This window comes from Clostridium sp. UMB9555A (assembly GCF_030222355.1).
Lineage (GTDB): Bacteria > Bacillota > Clostridia > Clostridiales > Clostridiaceae > Sarcina > Sarcina perfringens.
The window spans coordinates 150,991-164,629 of the sequence record NZ_JASORQ010000003.1 but is presented as its reverse complement, the minus strand read 5'-3'; the positions used below and the strand labels follow the sequence as shown (position 1 = coordinate 164,629).

At 27.0% G+C, this 13,639-nt stretch carries 7 protein-coding genes and 1 tRNA gene; all 8 read left to right on the top strand.

From position 1 onward, the window contains the following. Positions 1-126: 126 nt before the first annotated feature. The 8 genes from galU (QP548_RS10780) (at position 127) to QP548_RS10745 (ending at position 13,325) form a co-directional block, all read left to right on the top strand. A complete protein-coding gene (gene galU, locus QP548_RS10780; protein ID WP_061426398.1) occupies positions 127-1,047 on the top strand; it encodes a UTP--glucose-1-phosphate uridylyltransferase GalU in 921 nt (306 codons plus the stop codon). Positions 1,048-1,422: 375 nt separating this feature from the next. Then, positions 1,423-2,070, top strand: a complete 648-nt coding sequence (locus QP548_RS10775) for a sigma-70 family RNA polymerase sigma factor (RefSeq protein WP_003471487.1) — start codon at positions 1,423-1,425, stop codon at positions 2,068-2,070. 423 nt (positions 2,071-2,493) lie between these two features. Next, on the top strand, positions 2,494-4,734 hold the full coding sequence (locus QP548_RS10770; protein WP_061426399.1) for a hypothetical protein: 2,241 nt from the start codon (positions 2,494-2,496) through the stop codon (positions 4,732-4,734). Between the two features lie 77 nt (positions 4,735-4,811). Continuing rightward, complete coding sequence (gene galE / locus QP548_RS10765) at positions 4,812-5,828, top strand: UDP-glucose 4-epimerase GalE (protein WP_061426400.1); 1,017 nt, start codon at positions 4,812-4,814, stop codon at positions 5,826-5,828. A gap of 281 nt (positions 5,829-6,109) precedes the next feature. Continuing rightward, positions 6,110-7,054 (top strand): UTP--glucose-1-phosphate uridylyltransferase GalU, encoded by a 945-nt coding sequence (gene galU / locus QP548_RS10760; protein WP_061426401.1) that lies wholly within the window; start codon positions 6,110-6,112, stop codon positions 7,052-7,054. A 333-nt stretch (positions 7,055-7,387) separates the two neighbouring features. Then, positions 7,388-8,080: a VanZ family protein gene (locus tag QP548_RS10755; protein ID WP_061426402.1), complete on the top strand. Its 693-nt coding sequence runs from the start codon at positions 7,388-7,390 to the stop codon at positions 8,078-8,080. A 143-nt stretch (positions 8,081-8,223) separates the two neighbouring features. After that, positions 8,224-8,299 (top strand) — tRNA-Met (locus QP548_RS10750). 361 nt (positions 8,300-8,660) lie between these two features. Then, positions 8,661-13,325, top strand: coding sequence for a cell wall-binding protein (locus tag QP548_RS10745; RefSeq protein WP_061426403.1), 4,665 nt, complete (start codon positions 8,661-8,663; stop codon positions 13,323-13,325). Positions 13,326-13,639 lie beyond the last annotated feature (314 nt).

Sequence of the window (13,639 nt, the reverse complement as noted above, 5' to 3'; positions counted from 1 at the left end):
CTAAATGAATAAAATGTAGAAATTTGTTGGAAAAAATTTATTTAAGTAAAATTATTATGGTGTTAAAATATTTAAAGTAGGTTATTGTTAATTATTATAAAAATATAAAATCAAGGGGATAAAAAAGTGAATAAGAAAATAAGAAAAGCTATAATACCAGCAGCAGGTCTTGGTACTAGATTTTTACCTGCAACAAAGGCACAACCTAAGGAGATGCTTCCAATAGTTGATAAGCCAACTATTCAATACATAATAGAGGAAGCTATAGCCTCAGGCATTGAAGAGATTCTTATTATTACAGGAAGAAGTAAAAAGTGTATTGAGGATCACTTTGATAAGTCTGTTGAGCTTGAAATGGAACTTGAGAAATCAGGTAAGAATGAGCTTTTAGATTTGGTTAGGGATATATCAGATATGGTAGACATTCATTATATAAGACAAAAGGAGCCAAGAGGACTTGGACATGCTATACATTGTGCAAAGACTTTTGTAGGGGATGAACCTTTTGCTATACTACTTGGGGATGATGTAGTTTATAATGAGGAAAAACCATGCTTAAAACAGTTAATTGATTGTTATAATGAGTATAAAACTAGTGTATTAGGAGTTCAAACTGTTCCAGAAAGTCATGTTTCTAAGTATGGAATAGTAGATGGAAAACATATTGAAGGAAAAGTTTATAAGGTTAAGGGCTTGGTTGAAAAACCATCTGTTGAAGAAGCGCCTTCAAATGTTGCTATATTAGGAAGATACATAGTAACTCCAAGAATATTTGATATTTTAGAAAATACTAAGCCTGGAAAAGGTGGAGAAATTCAATTAACAGATGCGCTTCTAGAACTTATGGGACAAGAAGCAATGTATGCTTATGACTTTGAGGGAAGAAGATATGACGTTGGAGATAAACTTGGATTCTTAGAAGCTACTGTTGAATATGCTTTAAGAAGACCAGAGCTTAGAGAAGGATTTGTTGAATATCTAAATAATTTATCAGAAAAAGAATCTTTATTCAAAAAAGAAGTTGAAAAAGAGATTATTACTGTATAATTTCCATTAATAGAATCCAGTAGAGAGTTAATTTAAATTCTCTACTGGATTTTTTATATTTAATAAAAGTGGAATTTGGAATATTATAGATATATTTAAAGAAACTTAACATAATATTACAGCTTTTTCTCCTACTAAAGCATATTTAAATAGTGAAGAGGTTTTAATATGTATTTATTGTTAAAAAATAGAAAATCATTTGTTATTCTGTTGAAATGTAAATGTAAATGTTTAAATGATAAGATGAATTTACAATAAATAACATAACTTTATATATTATGAAAAATAAAAAACTATTTAATTTAAAATTAAAAACATAACTAGGTATATTAATAGGTATTTTAAAATTCTGCATTTTAAGGGGGATAATTAGGTATGGCAGAAAAGAAGCAAAGATTTATTAATAAGACTGCTAGGGAACTTAGACTTTTAGGGGAAAAGGGAAATAAGGAAGCTTTAAATGAGTTAATTATTAGGGGTAAAAAGGGTGATAAGTGTGCTATGGCTGAGATTGTTTCTATTTATGAAGGGTTAATTCATAAATACTCTACTAGGTTTTTTATTAATGGTTATGATGTTGATGATTTAAAGCAAATAGCTAGAAGTGTTATTATTGAATCCATAAGCAAATTTGATGGAGATCATGGTTCTGAGTTTATATTTTTTATTAGTACAAATGTTAAGAATAAACTTGGAACTATGTGTAAGAAGAAGGAGAATAGATTGGATTTTTCAAGTTTAGATAGTCCTATAGGGGAGGGTATTACTATTGGTGAGACAATTAAGGATGATATCTCCATAGAGGATGAATATGTTGAGAGGGAAAAAATGAGAGCTTTCGTAAAAGCTTTAGCTAATATTTCAAAAAGCGATAGGGAATTTATACTTTATGTATACAAAGATAGAGGAAACTTTCAGAAATATTGCCAAGAGCATAAGCATATTACTACCTATTCAAAAGCAAGATGGAGAAAGGAAAGAATACTAAAGAAACTTAGGGAAGAAATGAAAAACTTTGAATAATATGATTTAACTATAAAGATCAAAGGAAAAAATTATAGGAGAAACTTAATATGGATAAGATTTTTATGAATTATTAAAATAGGCAATATCTTTTTTAGAAGAGAATTGTCTATTTTTATTTTTTTCTTTTAAATAAGCAGTGCTTTTTAAGTAGTATTTTTATAAATAGAGTAAAGAAATAATTTATATTAATAGTTTTTTTATAGTTGCATCTAAAAATTTATATAGTTTTAAACTATTGGAGATTAAATCTATAAGCTTTAAATTTATTATTAATATTACACTGTGAGCATAATATACCCATATAAATTCATTATAATTTAAATTAGAAATTAGTTTATATTTTAGTATTAATTTTTGTTTATATTCTAGTTAGGGATTAAGATATTAGCTATTTTTATTTGGATTATGGAAGGTGAATTTATGAATAAGTTAAGAGAAAAGGGAGTTTCATTACTAGAGCCAAAGAATAAGGGGGTTCTTACAGTAAACTTTAAGCATCCTATTTTAAAGGATTATAAGGGGAATGGAAGAATTATAACTAAAAGTTTAGGTGCTGATGTAGGGAAGGATTATGAAGCAGCTAACAAGTTTCTTAATGAAATTAAGAGCATTATAAATAATAGTGATTGTTATGAAAATTATTACGGCTTTTTAAAAAGCTTAGAAAAGTATAGTGAGAAATCTATGAAAATTGTTTTTGATAATACTCATTTTATGGAAGAGTTTTATTATGATTTTAGAAAAAGTATTTTAGAAAAATTTATTGGAATTTCTCATAATAATATTAATAAGAAATTAGAAGAGAATTTAAAAGAGTTTTTTAAACTTCTTAAACTAGAAGAAGTTGAATTGAGGGAGAATAGCAATAAATCCTTTGAAGTTTTTGTGGAAGAGGAGATTAAATCTAGATTTAACTTTGAATTTAAAAAGAAAATTCAGTTATTAGGTGGGGATTATGGATATAGAAAAAAATTAATTTCTAATCTTATTGGATCAAGTGGAGAGTTTAATGAAGCATATAAAAATACTAATAAAACAAGAGAAAATAAATTAGTGAATAAGTTTTTTAATAATATGGGAGTACCAAATTTTGAAGTGCTTTTTAAAAAGGATTCTAATAAGTTTAAATTTGTTGGAACTCCATATTCAAAATGTATTATTAATAAAAAAATAGATTTTAAGGGGATTTTGGAAGAGTTTTTATTTAGGATAAATAGTTTGGAGAATATTTTTCAATATAAGATTGAGTTTAGGGAAAGAAAAAGTGGAAAAAGTTATGTTTTTAATAATGAGTTTTTAGTTAATGGGAATTTTATTAATAATAAAGATTTAGATAAGCATTCTTTAGATAATATTGGAGAGCTAGCTTATATTTATTTTCATATAGGTTATAAAGAGAATTATAAAGAAAAATCTCAAGAAGAATTAAAATTAAAGTTTTTCTATATATTAGAGAGTCTTTTTAATGAGAAGGATAATCCTAATAGTAGTAATTTAATATTTAGTGATATAAGATTAGAAGGAAATTTTAGGGGAGAAGAAATTTTACATAATAAAGAGAAGGATTTTATTTTAGCTGATTATAGTGGAAATATTAATGAATTTAGAAATCAATTATTAAATTATGAGACTAGGAAAAACTTAGCGAGTAGTGATGAGATAATATGGCTTTTTAATATTGAAGAAGAAGCTTTTGAAAGAAATTTAGAAGTTTTAAAATACTTAATTATAAATGGATATTTAAATAAAACTAATATATATATTTATGAAAAACCTATTTATAAGGATTATTTTTCTTCTGAATTTGATAATAGTGAAAGTAATTTTATGAATGTATTAAATGAAAAAGAGGCATATCATATGCCTAATATTTTTAATTCTTTTTTGAAAGATAACTTTCAAAATTTATTGGAGGAATTAGGAGAGGAAGAGGCTTCAATAATAATTAGGGAAAGAGAAGAGTATTATTTAAATTTAATAATGGAGAGAGTAATATTTCCTTGTGATGAACAGAAAAAGGTATTAAATGATAAAGGCTTAATAGAAAAAATAATAAATCAAAGTGAAGAAGTTTTAATAAATAAAATAAAAGAAAAAAGTTTTCTAATAAATGAGTATAAGCCATCTTATAAATATGGAAGATTAGCAATATTATCCCTAGGAATTAACAGGAAAGTTAAGAGAGAATTTATAAGAAGAGTAAGGGGAAGCTATGATAAGAATCTTAAAGAGTTTTCCTTAAGAATGGCTTATAACTTTGGAGGAAGAGAGTATAAAAGCCTATGTCCAGAGAAACTATTAGAAGCTTCAATAAAAAATAGTATAAAGACCTTTTTATTAAGCCCATATAAAATAAGAAAGGATATAAATATTTTAGAATTTGAAAAATCCATAGAATATATTATGGAAGGTATAAGTGAGGAAATAATAGAAGAAGTTAAGATTTTAATAAGAGAAGATAACTTATTGAAATGGAAGGAAGCAGCAGAGCTTTTAAAAGATGATATTATAGAGGGAAGAAATTTAATAGAAGAGATAATAGAAGAGACATTTGTAGTAAGTGATGATATTTTTAGAGAAGATAAAATATTAAAAATAATAAAAGAGGTATTAAAAAATAATAGTATATTTAAAGCAATAAAGGGAGAGTTTGCTATATAAATAGTATATAATTTGAAAATTTAAATTACTTTATGTTATAATTTAAACTGTAATTTTTTGGTGAGGGAGAAGTGTTAATGAATATATTATTAACTGGTGGAATTGGCTATATAGGAAGCCATACAATAGTAGAATTATTAAGGGATGATAATAATTCTGTGGTTGTTATTGATAATTTAGTAAATAGTAGAAAAGAAGTTAAGGATATAGTTGAAAAGATAACAGGAAAAAATATAAAGTTTTATGAAGGCGACTTAGTAAATTTTGAAGATATAGATAAGGTTTTTAAAAATGAAAAAATAGATGCTGTTATACACTTTGCTTCTCTTAAGGCAGTAGGAGAATCAGTGGAGAAGCCTTTAGAATATTATAATAACAATATTATTGGGACTTTAAATCTTTTAACAAGTATGAGAAATCATAATGTTAAGAAATTTATATTTAGTTCTTCAGCTACTGTTTATGGAGAAAGTGAAATAGTACCTGTACATGAAGGACTTCAAGCAGGATTTGCAACAAATCCATATGGTAGATGTAAGTCTATGACAGAGGATATTTTAAGAGATTTATATATATCAGATAATTCATGGGATATTGTACTTCTTAGATACTTTAATCCAGTTGGAGCTCATGAAAGTGGATTAATTGGAGAATTACCTAATGGAATACCAAATAACCTTATGCCTTATGTTTCAAAGGTAGCTGATGGTGAATTAGACTATGTAAGAGTATTTGGAGATGACTATAACACTCCAGATGGAACTGGTGTAAGGGATTATATACATGTTGTAGACTTAGCAAGAGGACATGTAGCTGCTATGAAAAAGTTAAAGGATGGTTCTGGGATTAGTACATATAATTTAGGAACTGGACAAGGATATTCTGTATTAGATATAATAAAAGCTTTTTCAAAGGCATCAGGGAAGGAAATACCTTATAAAATAGTAGATAGAAGAGCAGGAGATATTGCCATAAGTTTTGCAGATCCATCAAAGGCAGAAAAAGAGCTTGGATGGAAGGCTGAGAAAAACTTAGAGGACATGTGCAAAGACTTCTGGAAATGGCAATGCGTTGGAATGAAAAACTTTAAATAAACTTCATATTAAGCTTTATTTTTAGTTAGTTTTGATTTTGAAATAGCCTTAAAGACCTAACTTAATTTCGCAAAGAGTTGCTATTATCTACTTCAGAATAATAGATAAAGCTTTTAAACTCGCTATATTCAAACAATAAAAGCTTCTTAACGCTATTATTCTTATGTATATAATGTAACACTAATTGCTTATTAAGATGGTCTTATAGGTCTATTTCAAAATCAAGAGCACTTTAACTTAGAACTTAATATTAAAATTTTGATTTACAAGGGGATAAGAGGATGAACAATAAAATAAGAAAAGCTATAATACCAGCAGCAGGTCTTGGTACTAGATTTTTACCTGCAACAAAGGCTCAGCCTAAGGAGATGCTTCCAATAGTTGATAAGCCAACTATTCAATACATAATAGAGGAAGCTATCGCTTCAGGTATAGAGGAAATACTTGTTATTACAGGAAGAAGTAAAAAATCAATTGAGGATCACTTTGACCGTAATGTTGAACTTGAAATGGAACTTGAAAAGTCAGGAAAAACTGAACTTTTAGATTTAGTTAGAGATATATCAGATATGGTTGATATCCATTATATAAGACAAAAAGAACCAAGAGGACTTGGACATGCTATATATTGTGCTAAGACTTTCGTAGGGGATGAGCCTTTTGCTATATTACTTGGTGATGATGTAGTTTATAATGAAGAAAAGCCATGTTTAAAGCAATTAATTGATTGTTATAATGAATATAGAACTAGTGTATTAGGTGTTCAAACTGTTCCAGAAGAAAATGTTTCTAAATACGGAATAGTTAATGGAAAACACATTGAAGGTAGAGTTTATAAAGTAAAAGGCTTAGTTGAAAAGCCATCACCAGAAGAAGCACCTTCAAATGTTGCTATACTAGGAAGATATATAGTAACTCCAAGAATATTTGATATATTAGAAAACACAAAACCAGGTAAAGGTGGAGAAATTCAATTAACAGATGCACTTTTAGAGCTTATGAGTGAAGAAGCTATGTATGCTTATGACTTTGAAGGAAGAAGATACGATGTGGGAGATAAACTTGGATTCTTAGAAGCTACTGTTGAGTATGCTTTAAGAAGACCAGATCTTAGAGATGGGTTTATTGATTACTTAAAAGAATTATCTGCTACAGAAAATATTTTTAATGAAGCAAATGGTAAAGAAAAAAAGGATAAAGAAGTAGAGCTTGTAACAGAAGCTTAATTTTAGAAAGCTGTATCAAAATAACTTATAAATGGCCTTATAAACCTTTAATTAACTTTATTGATTTTGTAATTAGGTTTGTAAGAGGTTTAAGGATTTTTGATACAGCTTATTTTTGTAATTAATTTGATTAAAATAAGAAGAAAGAGGCTATACTTATTAAAGTAATATAAAGCTATTTATTATATTTTTATTAGGTTTTGATTTCTAAAAAATATATATAAGATTATCTTAATGAACAATAGAAGTCTTTTTATTATTAATATTATATTTAAAAATCAACATTAACTTAAATAATATATTAACTAAAATTTATAATTAAAAGGAGAATTTATGCTTATTATTTCCCAAAACACATTTTTAATATTAGGAATTCTACTCTTTTGTTTATTTAGAGGAACAATTAAAATTAAAGGAATAATTAAAGAAGAATACACATATAAGCAAATATATTCTAATGAAGAATTTATCTTTGATTTATTTTGTATTTACTTAATTGGAGTTGCTTCTAAGGTTTATTTTCCACTTACCATAGCTTGGGGAAATAAACTTGTTCACAATCCGCCAGAAGTTTGGCTTAGTCCTCTGTGGAGTATAAAGCAAATATACCATGCAGGAGGATTGGGAGATGTTATTTATCAGCTAATAGGAAATTCAATTATGTTAAGTCCAATGGCATTTTTTCTTTGCTATTTTTACAGTATAGATGAAGAAAAATTAACTTTAGGAAAAGGGATTATAGATAAAATAAATAAAATTTTAGAAAGTTTTGAGTTGCATAATAAAAAGAAGCTGAAAGAGGATTCATATGTACCTTCATTAAATACAGTGTTGAAATTCTGCTTTTTTATGTCTTTATTCATAGAGAGTTCCCAGGTTATACTATCCTTAGTTTTTCCTAATACAAAAAGGTTTTTTGAAGTAAATGATCTTATGTGTAATACTTTAAGTGGAGTTTGGGGATATTATATTTATATTAAAATTATTAAATTAGATATAATACCAAGAAAGATATTTAAGTTATAAAATAAAAAGTAAATTTCTTATTGAGGCTATAAGTAGGCTAAGAGTATTTAATGTAGAAATAAAAAATATTTTCTTAAAATAACATTTGACTTATTAGAGAATTAGGAATATACTTAATACAAGTCAGAGAGACAATTTAATGACGCGGGATGGAGCAGCTGGTAGCTCGTCGGGCTCATAACCCGAAGGTCGTAGGTTCAAGTCCTGCTCCCGCAACCACAAAAAGTTCTACTTTTTTAAGTAGAACTTTTTTTATTTTAGAATAAATAAGACTACCTGCTATGGGGGGGCCATAAATTCTTATAAAATTATTGCAATCCACCAGTTTTACAGGTGTTTATGACTTTGTTTGATTATAAATTAGAAGATTTTTTAGAGAGAATTTTTTATATATCTACTTTAAATGAATATCATAATATATTTCTTATTGAATTTATATGTAATAATATTACTTATAATAATATTAACGGAAAATATCTATATAATTAACTTTATTTACAATATTTAAATAAAATGTTAAAATAATATTTGGAAATTTTTAATATATTAGTTAAATTGAGTGGATTAATAGAGGTGTTTTATGAAAAAAGTAAGAGAGAAAGTAGCTATTGCCGTAGCTATAGCAAGTATAACTACTATATCTAGCTTTGTAATAAGCAATGGAAAGAAAGTTTATGCTGAAGAAGTAAGGGTTACAGCTACTGCTAATGTAGATAATATTAAGGATAATGGAAAACAATTAAAAAATGAAAGCCCTAAGGCAAATACGCAAGAAGATACAAATGTTAAGAATGAAGATTTAAAAACTGATGAAAAAAAAGATATAAAAGAAGTTGAAAGTAATTTTGTAAAGAATGCTGAAAATAAAACAGAAAAAATCAATGAAGATAAAAGTTTAGAGAATAATAATAACAAGGTGTCTACTAAATTAGAGTCTAGTGATAAAGATGTAAAAGAAATTAAAAATGATAAAGATAGTAAAGACAAAGATTCTAAAGAAGTTAAAGATGAAAATATAGAAAAAGTTCATAATAATAAAAAGGATATTTTAGAAGAAGTAGAAAATAAATCTAATAAAAATAATGAAGATAAAATAAATAGAGATAAGAAAGTAGAAGTAAAAAGTGAAGATAATGAAACTTCTAAAAGAGATGAAGAAAGCAAGAAAATAGAAGTAGAAAATAAGGAATCTGAAAGTAAGTTAGATAAAAATCAAGCTTTAAAAAGTGATTACATAAATATTAATGAATCTGGACAAGCGTTAACAGTAGGTACAGAAAGTCAAAAGAATAGTGTAATTGATGAAAATAAAAAAGATGGCTGGCAAACAATAGGTGGTAAAACATATTATTTTGAAAATGGAAAGGTATCAACTGGAAAGAAAGAAGTATATGATACTAAGAATGGAGAGTATAAAACATATTTTTTTAATGAGGATGGAGCTCTTGTAACTGATACTGGAATTCATGATTATTGTGAATCTTGGGGAGGAAAAAGAAAGGTCTATGTAAACAATAAAGGTGAAGTTGAAAATGGTTGGAAAACAATAGATGGTAAGACATATTATTTTGATCAATATAATGGTATGTTAACTAATGTTCATGAAATAGATAATGGTGATAAAAAAGAGGCATATTTATTTGATAATGATGGAGTTTTAAGAAAAGGCACTGGATTAAAAGAAATAGATGGGAAGTGGTATTACTTTAATAGAGATAATAGCTTAGAAACTGGCTGGAAAGTAATAGATGGTAAAACATATTATTTTGATACGTATAGTGGTAGAGCAAAGGGAAGTATAAGAATATATGATTCTAATCATGAAAAATACAAAGTGTACCTTTTTAATGAAGACGGAGCTCTTATAACTGAACCAGGTATTCACACTTATCATGAAAATTGGGGTGGAGAAAGAAAAATATACGTAAACAATAAAGGTGAAGTTCAAAGTGGATGGCAAATAATAGATGGTAAGACATATTATTTTGATGAAAGTAATGGTATGGTAACTTGGGTACATGAAATAAATGAGAATGATAAAAATAAATCATATTTATTTGATAAAGATGGAGTTTTAGTAAAGGGTTCTGGATGGAAAGAGATAAATGGAAATTGGTATTATCTTAATAATGATAATAGTTTATTAGAAGGTTGGAAAACAATAGATGATAGGACATATTATCTTGATAAATATAATGGAATGGTAAATGGGGTTTATGAAGTAAATAGTGGGGATAAAAAGGAAACTTATTTATTTAATAAAGATGGATCATTGGTAAAAGGCAATGGTTTAAAAGAAGTAAATGGTACATGGTACTACTTTAATAGTGATAATAGCTTAGAAAATGGCTGGAAAATAATAGATGGCAAAACATATTATTTTAATAAGTATGACGGTAGGTCAAGAGGATGTGTAAGAGTATATGATGATTTAAATCATGAAAAATACAAAGTATATTTCTTTAATGAAGATGGAGTCCTTATAACTGAACCTGGTATTCATACTTATCATGAAACTTGGGGTGGAGAAAGAAAAATATGCATAAATAATAAAGGTGAAGTCCAAAGTGGATGGCAAATAATAGATGGTAAAACATATTATTTTGATGAACATAATGGAATGGCAAAGGGAGTAAGTTGTATAAGTAACGGGGATAATTATGAAGTTTACTTATTTAATGAAGATGGAAGTTTAGTAACAGGAAATGGTTGGAAAGAGATAGATGGTAAGTGGTATTATTTCAACAATAATAATAGTTTAGCAAATGGGTGGAAGACTATTAATGGAAAGACATATTATTTTAGTTCTCACATGAGTATAGGACCAACTTTAATACAAGGTAATAGACCAGAAAAATTAGATTTATATTATTTTGGAGAAGATGGAGAATTAATAAATAGAAAAGGATGGTCAAAATTAAATGATGACTGGTTCTATTTCAATGATGATAGTTCATTAAAAACTAAGTGGCAAACAATAGGTGGAAAGACATATTATTTTAATGAAACAACAGGGGCTATGGCAACTGGACAAAGAAAAATTAATTACGATGGAGAAATATATTGTTTTACTTCTGATGGATCCTTGTTAAAAGGAAAAGGCTGGTTTAGCAAATATGATGAATATAATAATTATAAAAAAGTTTGGTGTTATATAGATGAAAATGGAGTTTTAAAAACAGGTTATCAAACAATTAATGGTAAAGATTATTATTTTGATTATGATGGAAAAATGGTAACTGGAGTAGTTAACATCGGAGGTGTTATAGGAGAGCCTAATTTTTATTGTTTTGATAATAATGGAGCACTATTTAAAAAAGAAGGATGGAAAAAAATAAATGAAAAATGGTATTATTTAAATGAAGATGGATCTTTAGTTAATGGGTGGAAAAATTCAGGAAGCGATTGGTACTATTTAAACTATCATCATGGAATGGTTAGTGGTCCTACAAAGGTTATAGATAATAAAAAATTAGATTATGATGTATATTATTTTGAAGAAGATGGAAGATTAACTAATATAACTGGATGGATTAACCATATAAATGGAGAATTTAGTGATTGGTACTATGTTGAGAATGGTGGAAAGGCAGCATTAGGATGGAATAAAATCAATGGAACTTGGTACTATTTTAATAGTGATGCAAAAATGGTTACAGCTCCAACTAGAATATTTGATAAAGATAGTTCAAAAGATAAGATTTACTTCTTTGACAAGAATGGTGCATATAGAAGATATTCAGGATGGTATGAACTTAAACCTGTAGATGGAGAGCCATGTTGGTATTATTTTGGAGAAGATGGTTTAGCTAAAACAGGTTGGCAAACAATAAATGGAAATAAGTATTGGTTTGCACCTAATGGAATAATGTGTAAAGGAACTAGTACTATTTTTGAAAATGAAGTTGAAGATGGTTGTTATAAAGTAGATTTACCAACATATTTATTTAATGAAAGTGGAGCTTTAGTAACTAGTGAAGGATGGCATAAGGTTACTTTATATGATGAAGATAAATGGTGTTATATAGATAATACTGGAGTATGTAAAAAAGGATTAGCAAAAATAAATAATAAATATTATTATTTTGAACCTCATGCGGCGTTAATGGAAACTGGAGTAATTTCTATATATGGGTTTAATGGAAATAAGGAAGCAAATTATTTCTTTGATGATAGTGGAGCATTAAATACTTCAAAAGGATGGCATAAGTGCAAAGATAGATATAATTCTTATTATATTTGGTGTTATATTGATGATAATGGTGAATTAGCAGAGGGATTTAAAGAAATAAATGGAAACAAATATTATTTTAAGAATGGAGTTATGAGTACAGGAAATACTCAAATAGAGGGAAACCAATATTACTTTAATGAATCTGGATTGATAGCAAAAGGTTGGAGCCAGAATAAAGATGGAGAATATTACTATACAGATAATAATGGTATTATTCAAAAAGGATGGCAAAAAATCAATGGAATTTGGTATTATTTTAATGACGGTGGAGTAATGGCAACTGGTCCTAAATATATGTTTGATGAAAACACTTATGACACAAAACTATATTATTTTGATAATAGTGGAGCTCTACAATATAAAAAAGGTTGGGTTAATCATATTGGGAAATATAATAATGATTGGTACTATATAAACTCAAATAATGAATTATCAACTAGTTGGCAAAATATAAATGGAACATGGTATTATTTCTATGAAAATGGAAAAATGGCAAAAGGTTCAACTGCAGTTACTTATTCAAATGGTGATAAAAGATATTATTGTTTTGATAATAGTGGAGCATGGGTTACTAATCCAGGATGGCATTCATGGCAAGATGAATTTAATAATACATGTTGGGCTTATATAAATAATGATGGAAGCTTGGCTGAAGGGTGGAAAGAGATAAATAATAAATGGTATTATTTCTACAAAGAAAATAAAGTTATGGCTAAAGGTGCTGTTAAGGAATGGGATTATAAAACTAATAAACCATATATTCAACATTTCTTTAATGAAGATGGATCTTGGGATGCTTCAGAAGGATGGAAGTCATTTAAGAATTTAGAATACTCACCAGATTTACAATGGGCTTATGTTGAATCAAATGGAAGATTAGCTTCTGGATGGAAGATGATTGGTGGACAATGGTATTATTTTGATGAAGGTAATGGTTTCATGGTTACAGAAAAGAGAGATATTAATGGTAAGTTTTATGAATTTAATTCTAATGGTACTTTAAAAAATTAATTATAGGGCTGTTTTAAATAATATTTAAATAAAAGAAATTCTGTAAAACAGGGATCTAATATTACTAAATAAATATTTATTTAGTAAAGTGAGGAGTTATATTTAAAGTAAGTTTATTAACTTTAAATATAACTCCTTTTTAATAGTTTAAATGTTATCTAAAATATTGAAATTTATATATTTAAATTTGATAAAATTACCTATATAATGCTATTAAAGGATAATTTGTATGTAGACTATTTAGATTTTTGATTTGACTTTTTATAATGAATTTAGTTTAATTAAGACTTTTATTTATAGCTATTAGCAACTAA

Bases quoted from the DNA above. Each gene is read 5' to 3' on its own strand.
- QP548_RS10775 (WP_003471487.1), top strand. From the start codon at position 1,423: ATGGCAGAAAAGAAGCAAAGATTTATTAATAAGACTGCTAGGGAACTT.
- QP548_RS10770 (WP_061426399.1), top strand. From the start codon at position 2,494: ATGAATAAGTTAAGAGAAAAGGGAGTTTCATTACTAGAGCCAAAGAAT.
- galE (WP_061426400.1), top strand. From the start codon at position 4,812: ATGAATATATTATTAACTGGTGGAATTGGCTATATAGGAAGCCATACA.
- galU (WP_061426401.1), top strand. From the start codon at position 6,110: ATGAACAATAAAATAAGAAAAGCTATAATACCAGCAGCAGGTCTTGGT.
- QP548_RS10755 (WP_061426402.1), top strand. From the start codon at position 7,388: ATGCTTATTATTTCCCAAAACACATTTTTAATATTAGGAATTCTACTC.
- QP548_RS10745 (WP_061426403.1), top strand. From the start codon at position 8,661: ATGAAAAAAGTAAGAGAGAAAGTAGCTATTGCCGTAGCTATAGCAAGT.